This window comes from Tenebrionibacter intestinalis, assembly GCF_016632365.1.
Lineage (GTDB): Bacteria > Pseudomonadota > Gammaproteobacteria > Enterobacterales > Enterobacteriaceae > Tenebrionibacter > Tenebrionibacter intestinalis.
Map to the genome: position 1 here is coordinate 1 of NZ_JAEPBH010000052.1, position 22612 is coordinate 22612.

21 protein-coding genes and 1 pseudogene are annotated in these 22612 nt (G+C 53.3%); 12 read left to right on the top strand and 10 right to left on the bottom strand.

All coding sequences use genetic code 11. The annotated features are described in order from the left end of the window. Positions 1–106: 106 nt before the first annotated feature. From slyD to JJB97_RS15725, 3 genes and pseudogenes are all read right to left on the bottom strand, one after another. The gene (slyD, locus tag JJB97_RS15715) at positions 107–667 is read right to left on the bottom strand and encodes a peptidylprolyl isomerase (RefSeq protein WP_238714991.1); all 561 of its coding nucleotides are present in this window, start codon (positions 665–667) and stop codon (positions 107–109) included. A 94-nt stretch (positions 668–761) separates the two neighbouring features. Beyond that, entirely contained in the window at positions 762–962 is a 201-nt protein-coding gene (locus JJB97_RS15720; RefSeq protein ID WP_238714993.1) for a YheV family putative zinc ribbon protein, read from the bottom strand. 14 nt (positions 963–976) lie between these two features. Then, positions 977–1300: pseudogene (locus tag JJB97_RS15725) on the bottom strand (NAD(P)H-dependent oxidoreductase); the annotation flags it as partial. A gap of 177 nt (positions 1301–1477) precedes the next feature. Between JJB97_RS15725 and JJB97_RS15730 the strand changes: the two are divergent. The 4 genes from JJB97_RS15730 to JJB97_RS15745 all read left to right on the top strand — a co-directional run bounded on the left by JJB97_RS15730 (position 1478) and on the right by JJB97_RS15745 (position 5825). Next, a complete protein-coding gene (locus JJB97_RS15730) occupies positions 1478–3397 on the top strand; it encodes an ABC transporter ATP-binding protein (protein ID WP_238714995.1) in 1920 nt (639 codons plus the stop codon). A gap of 244 nt (positions 3398–3641) precedes the next feature. Continuing rightward, positions 3642–4658, top strand: coding sequence for a hydrolase (locus tag JJB97_RS15735; protein WP_238714997.1), 1017 nt, complete (start codon positions 3642–3644; stop codon positions 4656–4658). Position 4659: 1 nt separating this feature from the next. Further along, the gene (locus JJB97_RS15740; RefSeq protein WP_238714999.1) at positions 4660–4878 is read left to right on the top strand and encodes a YheU family protein; all 219 of its coding nucleotides are present in this window, start codon (positions 4660–4662) and stop codon (positions 4876–4878) included. Between the two features lie 77 nt (positions 4879–4955). Continuing rightward, positions 4956–5825: a phosphoribulokinase gene (locus tag JJB97_RS15745; protein WP_238715000.1), complete on the top strand. Its 870-nt coding sequence runs from the start codon at positions 4956–4958 to the stop codon at positions 5823–5825. A 467-nt stretch (positions 5826–6292) separates the two neighbouring features. Here the strand turns inward: JJB97_RS15745 and JJB97_RS15750 are convergent, their stop codons facing one another. After that, positions 6293–6697, bottom strand: coding sequence for an OsmC family protein (locus JJB97_RS15750; RefSeq protein WP_238715001.1), 405 nt, complete (start codon positions 6695–6697; stop codon positions 6293–6295). Positions 6698–6978: 281 nt separating this feature from the next. Between JJB97_RS15750 and crp the strand changes: the two genes are divergently transcribed. Further along, entirely contained in the window at positions 6979–7611 is a 633-nt protein-coding gene (gene crp / locus JJB97_RS15755; RefSeq protein WP_004160660.1) for a cAMP-activated global transcriptional regulator CRP, read from the top strand. 58 nt (positions 7612–7669) lie between these two features. After that, positions 7670–9757, top strand: a complete 2088-nt coding sequence (locus tag JJB97_RS15760) for a YccS/YhfK family putative transporter (RefSeq protein ID WP_238715021.1) — start codon at positions 7670–7672, stop codon at positions 9755–9757. Here the strand turns inward: JJB97_RS15760 and argD are convergent. From argD to ppiA, 5 genes are all read right to left on the bottom strand, one after another. Beyond that, complete coding sequence (gene argD, locus JJB97_RS15765) at positions 9754–10974, bottom strand: bifunctional acetylornithine/succinyldiaminopimelate transaminase (RefSeq protein WP_238715003.1); 1221 nt, start codon at positions 10972–10974, stop codon at positions 9754–9756. The genes JJB97_RS15760 and argD overlap by 4 nt on opposite strands. An 88-nt stretch (positions 10975–11062) precedes the next feature. Continuing rightward, a complete protein-coding gene (gene pabA, locus JJB97_RS15770) occupies positions 11063–11626 on the bottom strand; it encodes an aminodeoxychorismate synthase component 2 (RefSeq protein WP_238715005.1) in 564 nt (187 codons plus the stop codon). 30 nt (positions 11627–11656) lie between these two features. Further along, positions 11657–12259, bottom strand: a complete 603-nt coding sequence (locus tag JJB97_RS15775; protein ID WP_238715007.1) for a putative adenosine monophosphate-protein transferase Fic — start codon at positions 12257–12259, stop codon at positions 11657–11659. Continuing rightward, positions 12249–12419, bottom strand: a complete 171-nt coding sequence (locus tag JJB97_RS15780; protein ID WP_238715009.1) for a YhfG family protein — start codon at positions 12417–12419, stop codon at positions 12249–12251. Before JJB97_RS15780 ends, JJB97_RS15775 begins: the two co-directional genes overlap by 11 nt. A gap of 102 nt (positions 12420–12521) precedes the next feature. Further along, on the bottom strand, positions 12522–13094 hold the full coding sequence (gene ppiA / locus JJB97_RS15785; protein WP_238715010.1) for a peptidylprolyl isomerase A: 573 nt from the start codon (positions 13092–13094) through the stop codon (positions 12522–12524). On the opposite strand from ppiA, the gene JJB97_RS15790 reads away from it, so the two are divergent. The 6 genes from JJB97_RS15790 to JJB97_RS15815 all read left to right on the top strand — a co-directional run bounded on the left by JJB97_RS15790 (position 13093) and on the right by JJB97_RS15815 (position 21219). Next, the gene (locus JJB97_RS15790) at positions 13093–13722 is read left to right on the top strand and encodes a hypothetical protein (RefSeq protein WP_238715012.1); all 630 of its coding nucleotides are present in this window, start codon (positions 13093–13095) and stop codon (positions 13720–13722) included. The two genes, ppiA and JJB97_RS15790, sit on opposite strands and share 2 nt — an antisense overlap. Before the next feature lie 141 nt (positions 13723–13863). After that, complete coding sequence (gene nirB, locus JJB97_RS15795) at positions 13864–16407, top strand: nitrite reductase large subunit NirB (protein WP_238715014.1); 2544 nt, start codon at positions 13864–13866, stop codon at positions 16405–16407. Further along, positions 16404–16730: a nitrite reductase small subunit NirD gene (nirD, locus tag JJB97_RS15800; RefSeq protein WP_238715015.1), complete on the top strand. Its 327-nt coding sequence runs from the start codon at positions 16404–16406 to the stop codon at positions 16728–16730. The genes nirB and nirD overlap by 4 nt, the downstream gene beginning before the upstream one ends. A 164-nt stretch (positions 16731–16894) precedes the next feature. Beyond that, entirely contained in the window at positions 16895–17701 is an 807-nt protein-coding gene (nirC, locus tag JJB97_RS15805; protein ID WP_238715017.1) for a nitrite transporter NirC, read from the top strand. 16 nt (positions 17702–17717) lie between these two features. Further along, positions 17718–19091 carry a siroheme synthase CysG gene (cysG, locus tag JJB97_RS15810; RefSeq protein ID WP_238715018.1) on the top strand — a complete coding sequence of 458 codons (1374 nt, stop codon included), beginning with the start codon at positions 17718–17720 and terminating at the stop codon, positions 19089–19091. A 529-nt stretch (positions 19092–19620) separates the two neighbouring features. Then, the gene (locus JJB97_RS15815; RefSeq protein ID WP_238715019.1) at positions 19621–21219 is read left to right on the top strand and encodes a cholesterol oxidase substrate-binding domain-containing protein; all 1599 of its coding nucleotides are present in this window, start codon (positions 19621–19623) and stop codon (positions 21217–21219) included. 50 nt (positions 21220–21269) lie between these two features. Here the strand turns inward: JJB97_RS15815 and JJB97_RS15820 are convergent, their stop codons facing one another. Continuing rightward, a complete protein-coding gene (locus tag JJB97_RS15820; protein WP_238715020.1) occupies positions 21270–21545 on the bottom strand; it encodes a hypothetical protein in 276 nt (91 codons plus the stop codon). Positions 21546–22612: the final 1067 nt, after the last annotated feature.

Below are 22612 nucleotides of genomic sequence, written 5' to 3' on the forward strand. Positions count from 1 at the left end.
ATTTATAGCTGAAAGCTTCACGGAACCCCCAGCCTAGCTGGGGGTTTTCTATATACAACAAAACAGGCGCCCGAAGACGCCTGTTAATCGTTCAGCGCGCTGGCGCTTAGTGGCAACCGCAGCCACCGCCGCCGCAACCGCCTTTTTTACCGTGGCCGTGCCCGTCGCAGCAGCCTTCGCCGTGTTCATGATGATGGTCGTGTTCGCCATGAACATGGCCGTGAGCCAGTTCTTCTTCCGTTGCTTCACGAATCGCCACAACCTCGACGTTAAAGTTCAGGTTCTGGCCAGCCAGCATGTGGTTGCCATCAACCACCACATGGTCGTCGCCAACTTCCGTGATTTCGACCGGCACCGGCCCCTGATCGGTTTCCGCCAGGAAACGCATGCCGACCTGCAGCTCGTCAACGCCCATAAAGACGTCTTTCGGCACGCGCTGTACCAGATTATCGTCATACTGGCCGTAGGCATCATTAGCACCCACGTTAACATCGAACTTATCGCCGACGTCATGACCTTCCAGCGCCTTTTCCAGACCTGAAATCAGTGAACCGTGACCATGCAGGTAGTCGAGCGGCGCACTCACCGGAGACTCATCAACCAACACACCGTCTTCTGTACGTACCTGATAGGCCAGGCTGACCACCAGGTCTTTTGCTACTTTCATGATATCTCCTGAGCGAAGGAAAAAGACTGGCGCAGATTGTAGCGGAATTCGGCGCCGGTGTACCCCTTAGCTTAAAAAAACCTGCGCAATCTCGCTAGTCCGGCTGAAAAAACCCGATAATACGTTCATTTTCGCGAACGCTTTCACGCACAGTTTTATCCGCCTCGCGCATGTAATGGCCACAGCGCGCGCACGCCACGACGTCCACGCCGCTTTCCCGCCACATCGCGAGTGAATCCTGAGTCTGGCAGCGTGGGCAAACCGCGCCGGCAATAAACCGTTTACGCACTGTCATGGTTGTTTACTCTGTTATTCAAACACATCCCAACCGTCAGGCCTGCGCTTCTCTTGCTGAATGTCACGATCAAAAATCTCCTCCGGTTCGCGGCGCGCCTGACGCCAGGCCCAGTAGACAATCCCCGGCGACAACCCGTGCATGCCTCGGTCAATTTAAACAGACGCAGGATATCGCTCAGGGCATAGCGATTACACCCGTCACGCCGGTATACGTCTTTCGTTTCGCCGGTAGTGACCACGCAGCGTCAGTTCCTTCCAGCGCGTACCGCCCACGCCGCTGGCAAAGCCGCGGCTTAGCGCACGATCCAGCCACGCCTTAAAAAGCGCCGGGCAACTGCACCCCGGGCTTCGGAGCGGGCATAAGCAGCAAACACGTTCAGGCTGCGTCATCATTTCCCCTCAGGTCGTCTTCATGCTCATTTTGGGCTACCATGCAGCCCGGGCAAGGCAGGCTTAACGCCACGTCACCCTGTATCAAAGTCAATTTAACATACTCTAAACAAATGGCGCCTCATGATTGTTTTCTCTTCATTACAAATACGCCGCGGCACCCGCGTATTGCTGGACAACGCCAGCGCCACCGTCAACCCCGGCCAGAAGGTAGGCCTGGTTGGCAAAAACGGCTGTGGCAAATCAACATTGCTGTCGCTGCTGAAAAATGAAATTTCCGCAGACGCGGGCAACGTGGCCTTTCCGGGCAACTGGCAACTGGCGTGGGTTAATCAGGAAACGCCGGCGCTGGCGATGCCGGCCATTGAGTATGTTATCGACGGCGATCGTGAGTTTCGTCGGCTTGAAGCCGAGCTGGCGCAGGCTAACGCCCGCGATGACGGTCACGCCATCGCGACCCTACACGGCAAGCTTGACGCCGTTAACGCCTGGACTATCCACGCCAGGGCCGCAAGCCTGTTACACGGCCTTGGGTTCAGCAATGAGCAGCTTGCGCAGCCGGTAAGCGATTTTTCCGGCGGCTGGCGTATGCGCCTTAACCTGGCGCAGGCGCTAATTTGTCGTTCAGATCTCCTGCTGCTTGATGAACCGACTAACCATCTTGACCTCGACGCCGTTATCTGGCTGGAGCGCTGGCTGAAAAACTATCCGGGCACGCTGATCCTAATTTCTCACGACCGCGATTTCCTCGATCCTGTAGTGGGTAAAATTCTGCACATTGAGCAGGAAAGCCTTTTCGAATACACCGGCAACTACAGCGACTTTGAGCGCCAGCGCGCCACGCGCCTGGCGCAGCAACAGTCGCTGTATGAAAGCCAGCAGCAAAAAGTGGCGCATCTGCAAAGTTATATTGACCGCTTTCGCGCCAAAGCGTCAAAAGCCAAACAGGCCCAGAGCCGCATCAGGATGCTGGAACGTATGGAGCTTATCGCTCCGGCCCATATCGACAACCCGTTTCACTTCACCTTCCGCACGCCAGAGAGTCTGCCTAACCCGCTGTTGAAAATGGAAAAGGTAAGCGCAGGCTACGGCGAACGCGTAGTGCTCAACGCCATCAGGTTGAATTTAGTTCCCGGCTCGCGTATCGGCCTGCTGGGGCGCAACGGCGCAGGTAAATCTACGCTGATTAAACTGCTGGCAGGCGAACTCCCCCCCCTTAGCGGCGAAGTTGCGCTGGCGAAAGGCATTAAGCTTGGCTACTTCGCTCAGCATCAACTGGAATATCTGCGCGCCGGCGAATCGCCGCTGCAACACCTTACGCGCCAGGCCCCCAAAGAAACGGAACAAACGCTGCGTGATTACCTTGGCGGCTTTGGTTTTCGCGGCGACAAAGTTACCGACCCGACGGGCCAGTTCTCCGGCGGCGAAAAAGCACGTCTGGTACTGGCTCTGATTGTCTGGCAGCGCCCTAACCTGCTGCTGCTTGACGAACCGACTAACCACCTCGATCTCGACATGCGCCAGGCGCTGACCGAAGCGCTTATCGACTTTGACGGCGCGCTGGTGGTGGTATCGCATGACAGGCACCTGCTGCGCTCAACCACGGACGATTTGTACCTGGCGCACGGCGGACATGTTGAACCTTTTGACGGCGATCTGGATGATTATCAGCAGTGGCTAAGCGACCAACAAAAGCAGGAAACGCAGCAGCACGCCGCACCAAAACAGGATAGCGGCAACAGCGCCCAGGCGCGTAAAGATCAAAAGCGCCGCGAGGCGGAGCTGCGCGCCCAGACCCAGCCGCTGCGCAAAAAAATCGCCCAGCTTGAGCAGCAGATGGAAAACCTCAGCGCCGCGCTTGCCGCCGTAGAAGAACAACTGTCCGACGCCGGGCTTTATGACGCCAGCCGTAAGGCCGATCTGACCCAGTGCCTGCAAACGCAAAGCCAGACCAAAACAGCGCTGGAAGCGGCGGAAATGGAGTGGCTGGCCGCGCAGGAAGAACTCGAAAACCTCACCCAGGGCTTCGGAAGCCTGAACTAACTAATAGTAGCGAGGCGGTAACAGCCGCGTCTGCATGAATAACATTACGACGGCGCTGTGGCTTTGAGGCAGAGCGGACACTGCTGAAAAGTTGCCAAAGCCAACGAATTCTGTCGCTTTGCCGCTTGCCTGCGCGGCGTTCATTTAGCGCTCGCGCAGGTCATTATCGCCTCAAAACCTAAACACGCCGCTCACAAGCCGGTATAGTAGGACGCAAATTAGTTAAACATTTTCGCCTCACGCCATGACAGACATCGCACCTGCAAACCTCCCGCCACGACAGGGCCAACCCCAGCGTTTTTGCCCGATGCCTGGCGCACGCAACCCGCACCTTCAGACCATGCTGCCGCGCATTATTCGCCGCCGTATGCAGTTCACCCCGCACTGGCAGCGGCTGGATACGCCGGATGGGGACTTTATCGACCTGGCGTGGAGCGAGCCGCCAGAGCATGCGCGCCACAAGCCGCGCCTGGTGGTGTTTCACGGCCTGGAAGGCAGCCTGCACAGTCCGTACGCCCACGGGCTGGTTCATGCCGCTAAACAGCGCGGATGGCTGGGCGTGGTCATGCATTTTCGCGGTTGCAGCGGCGAGCCGAACCGCATGGAGCGTATTTATCATTCCGGCGAAACCGGGGATGCGGCTTTCTTCCTGACGTGGTTAACTAACACCTACGGTCAGGCGCCGACCGCCGCGGTAGGGTTTTCGCTTGGCGGCAACATGCTGGCCTGCCTTATGGCGCGCCAGGGCCTGGCATGCAGTCTGCGCGCGGGCGTTGTGGTCTCCGCTCCGCTGATGCTGGAACACTGTTGCTACCATATGGAAAAGGGCTTTTCACGTTTTTATCAGCGCTACTTGCTTAATCTGTTAAAAGGCAACGCGCGACGTAAGCTGAAAGCCTGGCCCGGCACACTGCCTGTTCGGCCAGAACAGCTTAAGCGTATCCGGCGTATCCGCGAATTTGACGACCTCATTACTGCCAAAATTCACGGTTTTGACGACGCGCTGGACTACTACCGGCAGTGCAGCGCGCTGCCTGTGCTGCCGAAAATCACTACGCCGACGCTGATTATTCACGCCAAAGACGATCCATTTATGGATCACCACGTCATTCCTGACCGGGCGCAACTGCCTGCTAACGTCGAATACCAGCTCACCGAGCACGGCGGCCACGTCGGATTTGTCGGCGGCACGCTGCGCCGCCCGCAAATGTGGCTGGAGCAGCGTATCCCCGCCTGGCTGAGCCGCTTTCTGGAGCAATAATATGATAGTGCCCTGGCAGGATATTCCTCCGCAGACGCTTGATAACCTGATTGAAGCTTTTGTGCTGCGCGAAGGTACCGACTACGGCGAAAACGAACGAACGCTTTCGCAAAAAGTTGCTGACGTAAAAAGGCAGCTTCAGAGCGGTGAAGCTGTCGTGGTATGGTCAGAGCTGCATGAAACGGTCAATATCATGTCCCGCTCGCAGTTTCGCGACTAAAGGGGCTGGTTGGCTATATTTACGCAATAACACGCAAAACAACGCGCATTCTCTTTGCCCCACGGAGTTGTGAAGCTATGTCAGCCAGACACCCTATTATCGCCGTCACCGGTTCCAGCGGCGCAGGCACCACCACTACCGGCCTTGCGTTTCGCAAAATCTTCGCCCAGTTGGGATTGCACGCTGCCGAAATCGAAGGCGACAGTTTCCATCGCTACACGCGCCCGGAAATGGATATGGCAATCCGCAAGGCGCGGGATCTCGGGCGGCATATTAGCTATTTCGGCCCCGATGCCAACGATTTTGGCCTGCTGGAGAATACGTTCAATGAATACGGACAAAGCGGCAGCGGCCAGGCGCGCAAATACCTGCATACTTACGACGAAGCCGTGCCCTGGAACCAGCTTCCGGGCACATTTACGCCCTGGCAGCCGCTGCCGGAACCGACTGACGTGATGTTTTACGAAGGGCTGCACGGCGGCGTGGTCACCCCGCAGCACAACGTGGCCCAACATGTCGATTTACTGGTCGGCGTAGTGCCTATTGTCAACCTGGAGTGGATTCAAAAACTGGTGCGCGATATGAGCGAACGCGGGCATTCGCGCGAAGCGGTAATGGAGTCGGTTGTACGTTCAATGGAAGATTACATTAACTACATCACACCACAGTTCTCCCGCACCCATATTAACTTCCAGCGAGTGCCCACGGTGGATACCTCCAACCCCTTCGCCGCAAAAACGATCCCCTCGCTGGACGAAAGCTTTATCGTCATTCATTTTCGCAACCTGGAAAATATCGACTTTCCCTGGCTACTGGCTATGCTGCAGGGGTCGTTTATTTCACACATCAATACGCTGGTGGTGCCAGGCGGTAAAATGGGGCTGGCAATGGAGCTGATTATGCTCCCGCTGGTGCAGCGGCTGATGGAAGGCCGAAAAATTGAATAATGGCCGGCAAGAAAAACATCACACAAATAAATGATTTCAATACCCCGAATTATCAGGCCTTACGTCTCTTTTTCACTCGCTGGCAGCCACTAATTTACCCGTTACGCGCACAGGCTTACAGCATGGCATCGCTGACCTGCGCTGCAATCGGCAGTCGGTGAATACCGCCGCCCGACAGGCGGCGTCAGATTGTTGACAAAGAAGGAGAAAACGGGGGTTTTTTCCTTCTTTGTGTTACGCAGGCGAAAATCAACGCATTGATTTTCTATATTTTTATTGTATTTCACCCATCCTGTCTGCGACAGGATGGGGTTTGTCAGCAAACTCCTGCCGCCCGACAGGCGGCGTTTTTCTGGCGAAACCGCAGGGGAAAATATACCAACAATAAAGTTTGGATTTTCTGCCCAAAACACAGTGAGCGGGCGTATCCGTTGAATCTTCATTGCCCGGTATCAGCCGCTACTGTTTTAACCTTCAATGACCTCATAAGAATGCGTAATATCCACAGCCTTACCGAGCATCAACGCTACAGAGCAGTATTTTTCCGCCGACAGATCTACCGCGCGTGAAACCGCGCTGTCTTTCAAACCGTTACCGGTGACCACAAAGTGAAGGTTGATATGCGTAAAAATCCGAGGCGCATCTTCGCGACGCTCAGAGGTGAGTTTCACTTCGCAATCGGTCACGCTGTAGCGTCCTTTTTGCAAAATGGAAACGACATCAATCGCGCTACAGCTCCCCGCCGCCATTAACACCATCTCCATCGGGCTCGGCGCTTTATCGCCAGAGTTGCCGTCCATTAAAACCTGGTGTCCGGAAGCCGACTCGCCCAGGAAAGTCAGCCCTTCAATCCATTTCACTCGTGCCTGCATTTTTAATACTCCCGTTGTTTCACATCCCCACAGAGTATGCGTGCGCATAAAAACTGGCAACAGAAGGCGACGTGGGTCAAGCTGAAACGAGACAACAGGAGACACCCGGAAAAAGCTATGCTAAAACAAGTCAGTTATTAATTCGTAGCAGTAGAGCGCCCTGAGGGGCTAAAAATTCTACTGATTACAGGTATTTTTGACGCCGTAACCCAGACCTGGATAAACATGATTACAACGTCTGTGGCTCTATGGCTGTCGTATAAAACAGAGGATAACCGCGCATGGTGCTTGGCAAACCGCAAACAGATCCAACTCTCGAATGGTTTTTGTCCCATTGCCACATTCACAAGTATCCATCGAAGAGCACGCTCATTCATCAGGGTGAGAAAGCTGAAACGTTGTACTACATCGTCAAAGGCTCCGTCGCTGTGCTGATCAAGGATGAAGAGGGAAAAGAGATGATCCTTTCCTACCTGAACCAGGGCGACTTTATCGGTGAACTTGGCCTGTTCGAAGAAGGCCAGGAGCGCAGCGCCTGGGTGCGGGCAAAGGCGGCCTGTGAAGTTGCGGAAATTTCATACAAAAAATTCCGTCAGTTGATTCAGGTTAACCCGGACATTCTGATGCGCCTGTCTTCCCAGATGGCGCGTCGCCTGCAGGTCACGTCGGAGAAAGTGGGCAACCTCGCCTTCCTGGACGTCACGGGCCGTATCGCTCAGACCCTGCTGAACCTGGCGAAACAACCGGACGCCATGACCCATCCGGACGGTATGCAAATCAAGATAACCCGGCAGGAAATCGGCCAGATTGTCGGCTGCTCCCGCGAAACCGTAGGCCGTATACTGAAAATGCTGGAAGATCAGAATCTCATCTCCGCGCACGGCAAAACGATCGTCGTCTACGGTACGCGTTAATACAACTGCTAACGGCGTGTTCATGAAATACGCCGTTTTTTGCCTTTACTATAACGCTATGTGGCGCCGACTCATCTATCATCCGGAAGTGAATTACGCGCTGCGCCAGACGCTGGTGCTCTGCCTGCCGGTCGTCGTCGGCCTTATTTTCGGCAACCTTCAGCTCGGGCTGATACTGTCTCTCGTTCCCGTCTGCTGCAACATCGCCGGTCTGGATACGCCCCACAAACGTTTTTTTAAGCGGCTGATTATCGGCACCAGTCTGTTCGCCCTTAGTAGTCTGGCCGTGCAGCTACTGTTGCTAAACGCCGTTCCGCTGGCCGCCATACTGCCGGGAATGGCGTTACTGCTGGGCGTAACGGCGGAGATCAGCGCGCTACACGCGCGTCTACTACCGGCCTCTCTTATTGCCGCTATTTTTACCCTCAGCCTTGTCGGCAACATGCCCATCTGGCAACCGATGGCGCTCTACACGCTCGGCACCATATGGTACGGGCTATTTAACTGGTTCTGGCTATGGCTGTGGCGCGAACAGCCGCTGCGTGAAACCCTGAGCCTGCTTTATCGCGAGCTGGCAGATTATTGCGAAGCCAAATATAGCATGCTGACACAGCATATCGATCCGCAAACCGCGCTACCGCCGCTGCTCACGCGCCAGCAAAAGGTTGTCGATCTGATTAGCCAGTGCTATCAGCAACTGCATATGCTGTCCGCCAGCAGCCACCAGAGCGATTACAAACGCCTTCGGCGCGTATTTCAGGTAGCGCTGGATTTACAGGAGCACATTTCCGTAAGCCTGCACCAGCCTGAAGAAGTACAAAAGCTGGTGGAACAAAGCCACGCCGAGGCCGTGATCCGCTGGAATGCCATGACTGTCGCCGCACGGTTGCGCACGCTATCGGATGATATTCTTTACCACCGCTATCCGGGTCGCTTCAGCATGGAAAAACCGCTTTCGGCCCTGGAAAAGATAGCCTCTCAGCATCCTGATAATCCGGTCGGTCAGTTCTGTCATTATCACTTTAACCGCATCGCCAGAGTATTGCGCACTCAGCGCCCGCTATATGTGCGCGATTTAATGGCTGACCGCCAGCGCCGCCAGCCGCTGTGGCCCGCGCTGAAAAACTACCTGTCGCTAAAATCTTCCGCGTTACGCACCGCCGCTCGTCTGGGCGTGATGCTTGCTGTCGCCAGCCTGCTGGGAGCAGCGCTGCATCTGCCCAAACCGTGGTGGATTTTGATGACTATCATGTTCGTTACGCAAAACGGCTACGGCGCTACGCGGGTGCGTATCCTGCACCGGGCAGGCGGCACAATTGCCGGCCTGCTGATCGCCGCAGGCGCGCTCCATTTCCACGTAGCGGAAGGTTACACGCTGCTGGGAATGCTCATCATTACGCTGGCAAGCTACCTTATCATCCGCAAAAGCTACGGCTGGGCAACCATTGGCTTTACGATAACGGCGGTTTATACGTTACAACTGCTGTCGCTTAACGGCGAAGAAATGATTATGACGCGGCTTATCGATACCCTTCTCGGCTGCATGATTGCCTTCGGCGGCATGGTCTGGCTATGGCCGCAGTGGCAAAGCGGCCTGCTGCGACAAAACGCCCACGACGCGCTGGAAAAAGATCAGACCGCCATTCGCCTGATTCTCAGCAACGACCCGCAACCCGGCCCGCTGGCGTATGAACGTATGCAGGTCAATCAGGCGCATAACGCGCTGTATAACTCCCTAAACCAGGCAATGCAGGAACCGGGGTTCAACAACCGCTATCTGGCCGATATGAAACTGTGGGTGACGCACAGCCAGTATATCGTTGAGCATATCAATGCAATGACGACGCTGGCGCGGGAGCATAACATGCTGACGCCGGATTTGGCGCAGCGCTGGCTACAGTCCTGCGAAATTGCGATTCAGCGCTGCCAGCAGCGGCTGGAATATGACGCGCCGGGAAAAGCGGGTGAAGTCAACATTCTCGAACCGCCCGAGGCGCTGGCTCACGGCCCGCTCAGTCGGGTCGAACAACATTTGCAGCGCATTCTTGGGCACCTCAGCGCCATGCTCACTATCTCGTCCGTTGCATGGCGCCAGCGTCCGCACCACGGCATCTGGCTTAGCCGCCGCCTGCGTAAAAGCGATTAACCTTTCACAAAACGCGCTGCGGCCTGCGTAAAGCGCATCATCCCCTCATCGATATCGGCAGTTTCCACAACCAGCGCGGGCGCAAACCGCAGCACATCCGGCCCAGCGTTAAGCACCATCACGCCAGCGTCAGCCGCCGCCAGCAGCAGATCGCGGGCGCGGCCTCTGTAGCGCGGTTTCAGTTCAGCGCCAATCAGCAGCCCCATACCGCGAATATCGCTAAACAGGTCGTATTGTTTATCAATACGCTGCAGGTGAGCGACAAACTGTGCGCGTTTACGAACCACGCCCTCCAGCACTTTCGGCGTATTAATAATATCGAACGCCGCCTCCGCCACCGCGCAGGCCAGCGGATTGCCGCCGTATGTAGAGCCGTGGGAACCGGCATGAAACGCCGATGCCACATCCTGCGTAGTCAGCATAGCGCTCACCGGAAAACCACCGCCCAGCGCTTTAGCGCTGGTGAGGATATCAGGCGTTACGCCATAGTGCATGTATGCAAACAGTTCGCCGGTACGTCCCATACCGCACTGCACTTCATCAAACACCAGCAACGCCTGGTACTGGTCGCACAGCGCGCGCAGCCCCTGCAGGAATGCCGGGTTGGCGGCTATCACACCGCCTTCGCCCTGAACAGGCTCCACAACGACTGCGCAGGTGCGATCGTCCATCACGGCTTTTACGGCGTGTAGATCGTTAAATGGCACATGAACGATATCCGCAGGTTTAGGGCCAAAGCCGTCGGAATACTTTGGCTGTCCGCCAACAGAAACGGTGAAAAACGAACGTCCGTGAAAGGCGTGGTGAAAAGCAATGATTTTAGTTTTGTAAGGGTTGTGCCGGGTAATGGCATAATGACGCGCCAGTTTGAATGCGGTTTCGTTAGCCTCTGTGCCGGAATTCATAAACACTACGCGTTCAGCAAACGTAGCCTCGGTCAACTTACGCCCAAGACGCAGCGCCGGCTCATTAGTAAACACATTGCTAACGTGCCACAGCGTTTCCCCCTGCGCTTTTAGCGCCTCAACCAGCGCCGGATGACAATGTCCAAGCGCCGTTACCGCAATCCCGCCCGCAAAATCGATATACTCTGCCCCCGCCTGATCCCAAATGCGGCTGCCCTTGCCCTTTACAGGAATAAACTGTGCTGGTGCATAAATCGGCACAATCACATCATCGAACGTAGCGCGAGTAATTGCGGATTGTTCAGTTGCCATTAATAGCCCATCCCTTTTCATGCAAATCACAAAATGAAAATACAGTCATAAAATATGCATAAAAAACCAAACCCTGGCAATGGGAAAGTTAGCGTGACAGAAAGTTTCGCAGCAACTGATGGCCCTGTTCGCTGAGAATACTTTCCGGATGAAACTGCACTCCTTCCAGGTTCCACTTGCGATGGCGAATACCCATAATTTCTGCCTGCTCGCTCCAGGCCGTCACCTCAAATTCAGGCGCCAGCGTAGCCGGATCGATTAACAACGAATGATAGCGCGTTACCACCAGCGGATTATTCAAACCGTGAAAAACGCCCTGCCCGTTATGTTCAATTGTCGACGTTTTGCCGTGCATAACCCTGGCCGCACGGACAATCTTCGCCCCAAACGCCTGCGCAATAGCCTGATGACCAAGGCAGACGCCAAGCAGCGGCAGCCTGCCCGCATAACAGCGGATAACATCCAGAGAAATGCCCGCTTCATCCGGCGTACACGGGCCTGGCGATATGACAATATGCTGTGGCGCCAGCGCGTTAATATCGTCAACCGTCAGTTCATCATTACGCATCACCCGCACCTGAGCGCCAAGTTCACAGAAGTACTGATAAAGGTTCCACGTAAAAGAATCGTAATTGTCAATAAGTAACAGCATGGCGGCTCCAGGCGAAAAAACGATGCCAGTTTACGCGTTTTCTTCCGCCTCGTTTACCGCTTCATTAAAAATTGCCTTCAGGGGCGCCAGTTCCCCCGTTGCGCCAGCCTGATTCGCCGCACGCCAGGCTTCTCTGTCAATATTGCGCCAGTCAAGGCTATAGCCGGCATGCAGGGCCAGTTGTTCAAAGAAAATACGTTGCGCACGGCCGCTGCCAAAGCGAAATGGATGCAGCATATTGATTTCACAGTAATAATGGGCCAGTCGCGCCACAAACTCCGCCTTATCCAGTCGGGTCAGCCAGTTCTCCTCTTCAAGCGCCTGCATCAGCGCATTGCCTTCTTTCTCAATATAATCAAAATGACAAAAGCAAATATCGCCGTCACAAATATCTACCGTCCGTACTTCACCAGCCCAGTCGAACAGATCCTGAAAAAGGTGGCGGTGAATAGCGCAAAGGTGCGGCAGCCCCCGGCGCGCCGGGCCGAGCGCCAGCGTTGCCGCGCGCAGCGCCGTATATTCCTGCTCCGCCTGCGTCAGTCGTTCGCTTTCGCGAATACCCAACCGGTTACGCATCACTGATGTACCGGGCCAGAAGTCGGGATCAATATCATTGCCGTTTTTATCGAGCATAGCGTTCCCTTAGCGCGTCCAGCCGCGCATCAACCTCGTCCTGGCCTGCGTCGGTAAGCGGAACCGTTAATCCCTCCAGCGCACTGCTGGCCTGAAAGTTACGGCTGCGCTGCTGCGCCCACAATCGGGATTTTTGCCTGTCGGTGAGTTTTTTTGTCATAGCGACCTCTGCAAACACTGTTTTGCAGAAAGTATAAACAGCAATTACGCCAGACGCCGGGGAGGGCGAAAAACGCGCGGGCCGCAGGCCCGCGCGTCGCAATCAGGGAAGGACTTTAGCGGAAAGAATAACAATAGGTTTTGTCGGTACATTCTGGTACGGGCCTACGTTGTGCGTCGGCACCTGAGCGATTTTATCGGCAATATCCATTCCTTTAACGATTTTACCGAATACGGCATAACCAAAGTCACGCTGGCCGTGGTCAAGAAACGCGTTATCGGCAACGTTCAAAAAGAACTGGCTGGTCGCGCTATCTTTATCAGCGGTACGCGCCATTGAAATAGTGCCCCGGGCGTTGCGCAGCCCGTTATCCGCTTCGTTTTTAATAGGCGGATTCGTCTGTTTTTGCTGCATCTGAGCGTTAAAACCGCCGCCCTGCACCATAAACCCCGGAATAACGCGGTGAAAGATAGTGTTGTTATAAAAACCGCTGTTTACATAATCAACGAAATTTTTCACTGAAACCGGCGCTTTCCGGGCATCTAACTCCAGTTCAATATTGCCCGCCGAGGTAGTCAGCAAAACGCGAGGATCGCCTTGCGCTGCCAGCGCAGCAGGCGAAAGCGTAACAAGAGCAAATACAGCAGCGAGCGCTGCCAGAGACGATTTCAGCATGAACAATTCCTTAACGATACCAGGCGAATTAATTGATTCTAAAGAGCGCACCGCCAGTGCGCCAGCCTTTTACCTTAATTTACTAAAATATAACCCGTTGTTTCGCCAGCCATACGCAAAACCCATTAGTCATTGTCACAATGACTTGAGACTGCTGACAAACCCCAACCTGTCGCAGACAGGATGGATGAAGGTCAATAAAAACAAGGAAAATCAAAGCATTGATGTTCGCCTGCTTACTACAAAGAAAGAAAAACCCCGTTTTCTCTTTCTTTGTCAACAATCTGTAGTCATTGACACAATGACTTTCAATTTTACGTTAACAATAACGTACACTCAAACTGGCGCCCGCACTGTAGGCTTAACGCATTTTTACACTGTAGCCCTCGGCTTTTTTTATTCGCCTTTTATCGTATTGCTTTCATTTTCAGAATATTGCGCCGCAGGCGTCACGCCCCTACACAATACGGGCTTCGTTACCCGCGCGACGCCACATAACCTGCGCTCAGGCAAGCCCCCCCTACATTCCGTAAAGCAGAGCATCTGGTTCTTTTACATGCATCAAATTAATCCCTTAACATTGCACGGCTATTTTTTGTACAAAATCGCATTTTTTGTAATCGGTTGATTTTCCCCTGTTTTAGATAAAGCCCGATAAATCAGCGTCATACCACTTAGTAGGTATATAAAGTTGTAATTGATCCACATCAATAATTACCCTAACTGAATCGTTAAGGTAGGCGGTAATAGAAAAGAAATCGAGGCAAAAATGAGCAAAGTCAGACTCGCTGTTATCGGAAACGGTATGGTCGGACACCGCTTTATCGAAGATCTTATTGATAAAGACGGGCCAAATCAGTTTGAGATAACCATCTTCTGTGAAGAACCCCGCATCGCCTACGATCGCGTCCACCTTTCCTCTTATTTCTCACACCACACTGCTGAAGAACTGACGCTGGTGCGTGAAGGGTTTTACGAGAAACACGGTGTGCAGGTGCTGGTGGGCGAACGCGCTATCACAATCAATCGTCAGGAAAAAGTCATCCACTCCAGCGCTGGCCGCACCGTGTTTTACGATAAGCTAATTATGGCTACCGGCTCTTATCCGTGGATCCCGCCAATCAAAGGCGCAGAAACGCAGGATTGCTTCGTTTACCGCACGATTGAAGATCTTAACGCCATTGAAGCCTGCGCTCGCCGCAGCAAGCGCGGAGCGGTTATCGGCGGCGGGCTGCTCGGTCTGGAAGCGGCTGGCGCGCTGAAAAACCTTGGCGTGGAAACGCACGTTATCGAATTTGCGCCAATGCTGATGGCCGAGCAGCTCGATCGGATGGGCGGTGAGCAACTGCGCAGAAAAATCGAGCGCATGGGCGTAAAAGTCCATACCAGCAAAAATACTCAGGAAATCGTCCAGCAAGGCACCGAAAGGCGTAAAACGATGCGCTTTGCCGACGGCAGCGAACTGGAAATTGACTTTATCGTCTTCTCAACCGGTATTCGCCCACGCGACAAGCTCGCTACCCAGTGCGGCCTGGCCACGGCTTCGCGCGGCGGCATCGTGATTAACGACAACTGCCAGACATCCGACCCGGATATCTACGCCATTGGCGAGTGCGCCAGTTGGCATAACCGCGTGTTTGGCCTGGTTGCGCCCGGCTATAAAATGGCCCAGGTCGCCGTCGATCACCTGCTCGGCAATAATAGCGTATTTGAAGGCGCCGATATGAGCGCCAAACTCAAGCTGCTGGGCGTAGACGTAGGCGGCATCGGCGATGCCCACGGCCGTACCCCGGACTGTCGCAGCTATGTCTATCTCGACGAAAATAAAGAAATCTATAAACGCCTGACCGTCAGCGCAGATAATAAAACACTGCTCGGCGCAGTCCTGGTCGGCGACACCAGCGATTACGGCAACCTCTTACAGTTGATGCTCAACGCCATTGAACTGCCTGAGAACCCGGATTCGCTTATCCTGCCGGCTCATGCAGGCAGCGGCAAGCCAGCCATCGGCGTAGATAAACTGCCGGAAACGGCGCAGATTTGCTCCTGCTTCGACGTTACGAAAGGCGACCTTATTGCCGCCATTAACAACGGCTGTCATACCGTTGCGGCGCTGAAGGCTGAAACCAAAGCCGGCACCGGCTGCGGCGGCTGTATTCCGCTGGTGACCCAGGTGCTCAACGCCGAACTGGCGAAACAGGGTATTGAAGTTAATAACCACCTGTGCGAGCACTTCGCATTTTCCCGCCAGGAGCTGTATCACCTGATTCGCGTGGAAGGCATTAAAACCTTTGACGAACTGCTGGCGAAATACGGCAGCGGCTATGGCTGCGAAGTCTGTAAACCCACCGTTGGTTCGCTGCTGGCCTCGTGCTGGAACGAATATGTGCTGAAGCCGGAAAACACGCCGCTGCAGGATACTAACGATAATTTCCTCGCCAATATTCAAAAAGACGGCACGTACTCGGTCATCCCGCGCTCCGCAGGGGGGGAAATTACGCCGGAAGGGCTGATGGAAGTGGGCCGAATTGCCCGCGAATTCAATCTCTACACCAAAATAACCGGCTCACAGCGCATCGGGCTGTTCGGCGTTCAGAAAAATGACCTGCCGGAAGTCTGGCGTCAGCTCATCGCCGCCGGCTTTGAAACCGGACACGCCTACGCCAAAGCGCTGCGTATGGCGAAAACCTGCGTTGGCAGCACCTGGTGTCGCTACGGTGTGGGCGACAGCGTCGGTTTCGGCGTTGAGCTGGAAAACCGCTATAAAGGCATCCGCACGCCGCACAAAATGAAGTTTGGCGTCTCAGGCTGTACCCGTGAATGCGCGGAAGCCCAGGGTAAAGACGTGGGCGTCATCGCAACCGAAAAAGGCTGGAATCTCTATGTCTGCGGCAACGGCGGCATGAAACCCCGCCATGCCGATCTGCTGGCGGCCGATCTCGATCGCGAGACGCTGGTGCGCTATCTCGATCGCTTCATGATGTTCTACATCCGCACCGCCGATAAATTACAGCGCACCTCGGTATGGCTGGAAAATATGGAAGGCGGTATCGACTATGTGAAGAGCGTGATTATCGACGACAAGCTTGGCATCAACTCGCACCTTGAAACGGAAATTGCGCGTCTGCGCGAAGCGTTTGCCTGCGAATGGCAGGAGACGCTTGATAATCCGCAGGCGCAGCTACGCTTCAGACATTTCATCAACAGCAGCCTGCGCGACCCGAACGTGCAGTTTATGCCGGAACGCCAGCAGCATCGCCCGGCGACGCCGTATGAACGCATCCCGGTTACCCTTGTGGAGGAAAACGCATGAGCCAGTGGACTACCGTTTGCCCGTTGAGCGATATTCTGCCTGCAACCGGCGTTTGCGCCCTGCTCGGCCAGCAGCAGGTGGCGATTTTCCGCCCGCGCGCCGATGAACAGGTATACGCCATCAGCAACATCGATCCCTTCTTTGAGGCCAGCGTATTGTCACGCGGCCTGATTGCCGAACACCAGGGCGAACTCTGGGTGGCAAGCCCGCTGAAAAAGCAGCGCTTTCGCCTGAGCGACGGCCTGTGTATGGAAGACGAATCCCGTTCCGTAGCCCACTTTGAGGCAAGGGTGCAGGACGGCCAGGTTCAAATCAGGGCCTGACCGAAACGGCGCCGCTCCCTGCCGGGAGCCGGCGCCGAATTTTTGGGCGAAGCCTGCCAATAAAGGTTCCCCATAAATCTTTTTATTTACTTTCGTTTGTTTTACCCGGTCGTTTGGGCGCTTTCTCGCGCGCTAAATTCCGGGCAATTAAGGATAACGCAACAATGTTCACCGACACGATCAATCAGTGTGCGGCAAATGCCGCGCGCATCGCTCGCCTGAATAAATCACACCCTTTTTCCTTCTGGCTCGCATCGGCTATGGCTGGCGCCTACGTTGGTTTAGGCATCATACTTATCTTCACCCTTGGTAATCAGCTAGACCCCTCGGTGCGCCCTCTGGTGATGGGCGCCACCTTTGGCATTGCGCTAACGCTGGTTATTATCGCAGGCTCTGAATTGTTCACCGGCCACACCATGTTCCTGACCTTCGGCGTAAAAACAGGCGCACTGAGCCACGGTCAGATGTGGCGTATTTTGCCGCAGACCTGGATGGGCAATCTTATTGGCTCTGTGTTTGTCGCCTTGCTTTACTGCTGGGGCGGCGGCAGCCTGCTGGCGGCAGACAACAGCCTGATACACAGCGCGGCGCTGGCAAAAACGACCCAGCCTGCGATGACGCTATTTTTTAAAGGCGCGCTGTGCAACTGGTTAGTTTGCCTGGCTATCTGGATGGCTGTGCGTAGCGAAGGCGCAGCCAAATTTATTGCTATCTGGTGGTGCCTGCTGGCTTTTATCGCTTCTGGCTATGAACACTCTGTGGCGAATATGACGCTGTTCGCCCTTTCCTGGTTCGGTAATCACAGCGAAAGCTATACGCTCGCCGCAATAGGCCATAATCTGCTATGGGTAACCCTTGGCAACACGCTGTCTGGCGTCGTATTCATGGGTCTGGGTTACTGGTATGCTACTCCACGCGCTGAGCGTCCCCAAAAGAAGAGCGCCAGCATGTCTGAACGCATCGCAAATTAAACTGTGAGGTAATGCCGTGGATCACCTGCCTGTATTCTGTCAGTTACATAATCGCACCTGCCTGCTTGTCGGCGGGGGCGACGTTGCAGAGCGTAAAGCGCGTCTGCTGCTGGAGGCAGGTGCCCGGCTTATCGTTAACGCGCTCGATTTTACCCCGCAGTTTTACGCCTGGGAGGAAGCGGACAAACTTACGCTGATAAAAGGCGCATTTGATGAAACGCTGCTCGACGACTGCTGGTTAACCATCGCCGCAACCGATGACGATACCGTCAATCAGCAGGTTAGCGACGCCGCTGAATTGCGCCGTATTTTCTGTAACGTAGTGGATGCGCCACAGCAGGCAAGTTTCATTATGCCGTCCATCATCGACCGTTCACCGCTGATGGTGGCTATCTCCTCCGGCGGCACCTCGCCTGTACTCGCGCGCCTGCTGCGCGAAAAACTGGAGTCCCTGCTTCCCTTACACCTGGGGCGCGTAGCCCACTATGCGGGCACGCTGCGCCAGCGTGTGAAAACGGCCTTCGCCACAATGGGCGAGCGCCGCCGCTTCTGGGAAAAGTTCTTTAACCATGACCGTCTCGCCCAGTCGCTGGCTAACCGCGATACACTCGCTATTGAGAAAGCAACTGAAGCGCTGTTTAGCGAACCGCTGGATCATCGCGGCGAAGTGGTGCTGGTGGGCGCAGGCCCTGGCGACGCTGGCCTGCTGACGCTTAAAGGGCTGCAGCAGATTCAGCAGGCGGATGTGGTGGTATACGACAGGCTGGTGTCGGATGACATCATGAATCTGGTGCGCCGCGACGCCGATCGCGTCTTTGTAGGTAAACGCGCGGGCTATCACTGTGTCCCTCAGGAAGAAATTAACCAAATTCTGCTGCGCGAGGCCCAACGCGGTAAACGGGTCGTGCGCCTCAAAGGCGGCGATCCGTTTATATTCGGACGCGGCGGCGAAGAGCTGGAAGTGCTGTGCAATGCCAGCATCCCTTTCTCTGTCGTCCCTGGCATCACAGCCGCTTCCGGCTGCTCCGCTTACGCGGGTATACCGTTAACCCATCGTGACTATGCTCAGAGCGTACGGCTGGTCACCGGCCATCTGAAAACCGGCGGCGAATTACAGTGGCAAAACCTGGCGGCAGAGAGCCAGACGCTGATATTTTATATGGGTCTGAATCAGGCAGCGGCAATCCAGGAGAACCTGATCAGGCACGGTATGTCGCCTGATATGCCGGTAGCCCTGGTGGAAAACGGCACGGCGGTAGCGCAACGCGTGGTTGACGGCACGCTGGCGCAGCTTAATACGCTGGCGCAGCAGGTTCAAAGCCCAGGGCTGATTATTATTGGCCGTGTGGTCGCACTGCGTGGAAAGCTGAACTGGTTTTCTAACCACTAACCCGCCTGCGCAAACCCGCGCTCCGCTTTTCGCCGGCCCTCGCAAATGGAAGGCCGGTCTATTTGCGCAATTAAAGCGCCCGGCATTCGTTCGGTATATCTTTACCTCTGGGTTGCTGATTTTTATATTATTACGTGATAATGCCTGCTCGATTTTATTTCGGACCGCTGGCGTACAAAACCTGCTTAAGCAGATTTTCTGACGCAGGCAGACCCGTTCGCTATTCACGGCCAGGATTAGGCCGTGTCCTTTAATTCTCATAATGCCTTCCAGCGCTAATTACGTTTATTGAATAAAAATTCCGCTATTCCTCTGCTCAATAATCTACGACGATTATTTTATTTATTTCGTATTTCACAGTTCCTTCATTTACGCCCCTCGCCAGTTTTTAGGAAAAATCATTTAAACGGAAAGTATTTCTTATTTTATTTCATCTAAAAATTACATTTCCTCATCTTGACAATAAATCGCAGAGGCATAAACTAAAAATACTGTATATACATACAGTGAAAAATAAAAGGGATAGAATATGGAATTGAAAACAATCAAACCAGCCGGGAGCTTTTATTCGGATTATCTAAACTGGTCAAAGCAGGTCAGCGGCACGCATATACTGACCTATTCGCCTAAGTCCGTTAACGAGCTACTTAATATCGTTAACTGGGCCTGGCAGAATAATTTTAACGTGCGCGTAACCGGCCAGCAACATAACTGGTCGCCGCTGACTATCGCAAACGGAAATAATAACAGCCAGGTTATTTTCATCGATATGTCGAAATACCTTACATCCGTTACTATTAATAAAACCGGCGAAAGTGGAACAGTTACGGCCCAAACCGGTATATTAATGGAAGATTTATTTACTGCGCTGGAGAAAAAAAAACTGGGATATTATGCCCACCCAGCGCCAGGCGATCTGACTCTGGGCGGTGTTTTATGTATTAATGGCCATGGTACCTGCGTTCCCGCAAAGAATGAAAAACTGACCAATAAAGGCACCTGGGGAACAATGAGTAACAATATTGTTTCACTGAGCGCTATTGTCTGGGACGCAGCAACGCGTCGCTACACCACAAAAACGTTCCATCGTAACGATCCTGAAATTGCGCCATTTCTGACCTGCGTTGGCCGCACCATTATCTACGAAGTGACTATGCAGGTGCCGAGAAACAAAAGGTTACGCTGCCAAAGCTTTATCAATGTTCCCGCCAGCGAACTCTTCGCGGCCAATACGGCTGCGGGATTGCGTACATTCACGCATTACCTCGATCAGTGCGGAAAGGTTGAAGCCATCTGGTTCCCGTTCACCGACAAGCCGTGGCTAAAAATCTGGACTGAAACACCTCAGTACCCCACCGTTTCCAAACCGGTTCACGGCCCGTATAACTATCCCTTTTCAGACCGTATCCCCATTGAACTTTCGGATCTGATTAAACTTATCAATAACGGTTGTCCGGAAAAAACGCCGGACATGGGCAACCTGCAGATGAACCTGGTAAAAACCGGCCTGGGCGCTACGATAGCAGGCGATTTATGGGGCTGGAGCAAAGACCTGCTGCTGTATGTTAAACCGGACACGCTGCGCGTTACGGCAAACGGCTATGCCATTATTACCCGTCGCGATAACATCCAGTCCGTGCTGTATGATTTTGTCAGCAAATATGAGGAGATGGTCGATGCCTACCAGAAGCGTAACTCATGGCCAATGAATGGCCCCATTGAAGTCAGGGTGACGGGCCTGGACAGGCCGGAAGAATCAATGGTGAATGGCGCCATAGCGCCCGCCCTTTCTGCCGCTCGCCCGGTTGACGAACACCCGGAATGGGACGTGGCGATTTGGCTTGATATTCTGTCAATGCCGGATACGCCGGATGCGAACAAATTTTATAACGAAATGGAACAGTGGATATTTTCACACTACAGCGGCGATTATGCGCTGACGCGTGTGGAATGGAGTAAAGGTTGGGGGTATACGGATGACGCGACATGGGAAAACGCGCAGGTCATTAATACTATCGTGCCAGGCACTTATAAGGACTGGAACAACGCTATAGAGATTCTTGATAAATACGATCCGCACCATGTCTTTACTTCTCCTTTTATGAGGAAACTACTGGTAAAAAGATAAGACGCCTCACGCACAACCACCCTGCTCGCAGGGTGGTTACTTTATCAGAATTAACCGCCCCACTCGTGTTCAAAATGGTAAGTGATATTACTTTCATCACCACCAAGGAAGGTACCGATACCCGCGATGCCCTTAAATATAGCGTACCCCAGTGAATCGGCCGCGTAATGAATACTACCCAACCCAAAAAAGTCAAAAGCCTGACCTACTGAAGACACAGTCCAGGTATTCAAAAAATCGTTTGCCAGTTTAACAGCATCAATAACGATATTGCCAAGAAACCCACCAGCAACCATATCTAACTCATTTACGGTCAATTCTCTCATTGCTCTAATCCTTTTAATAATCTCTCTATCCAAGCACAGAAATTCCCTATGCCTGTATATGGTTCATTAAAGTCATAAAGCATGTCAAATAAATTCATCACCTTAAAGCCATTATTTATTTAATGATAATAAATATCGACCCACCACCGCACGCCGCAGAAAAATTAATATTTCATACACGTTCCTTAATCTTAAATCAGTTTTTTACGCCATCGCGCCACGGCAAACATATAAAATTAACTCATTAAATCAGAAGACCAGAAAAACTTTTTAGCAAATACATATATAACAATCCAGACTCAAGAAATTTATATATAATCAGGTAAAAAAACTATCACGCCTGGCAATTATAATAATCTGTTCCAAATAGTATCACCGCGTATTTTTCATAAAAATTAGCTTACGCCTTCCCTCTCCTGGAGAGTTAATAGGTTCTAAGCTATTTATAAATTTTTAGCACAAACACTTAAAATGCAGATATTCCACGCCCATTATTTCGGGAGATTTCAGAAAAAGCGCTTAACCGTAGATGGTAACACACTGAAATAACGAGTAAATCAGCACGACAATAAGCAAACGGCTTTACAGTGTGCCGGGGCGGCGTAAAAAAACCGCCTTCACGCTGTCACATCTGCGCACAACGCCAGGCTCGCTAATTCACACAATTACCATTTTGGGTTTAAGTGAACTGCGTAATAAGTCGGCCTATTAATTCATCATTAATTTTCATTAACGCACCTGTACTGTATACGCAATACACGGACTCATGGGCGAGCAGGCGCGCCGGCTCAACTGTTTGCAACTTATATTGTTCGCCTGTTAACTCAGCTTACCGCTATATTCCTTTCCCACTATGTCCATTCAGGTAACTGAAACGAAAATTTAGCGCCAGCGCAGCGCCGTCGCATATATACAGCTCGCTGAAATCGTTACACGTTTAATCGCTTTATCAACAGCAGGAGCAACAGAACGACAGGGGGACAGATATTATTTAGTTTTTACAGGCAGAGGAAAAAGCCCGGCGCGGGGCTGAGGAATCCCCAGTAATGGGCGGGTAAAAAAGGACG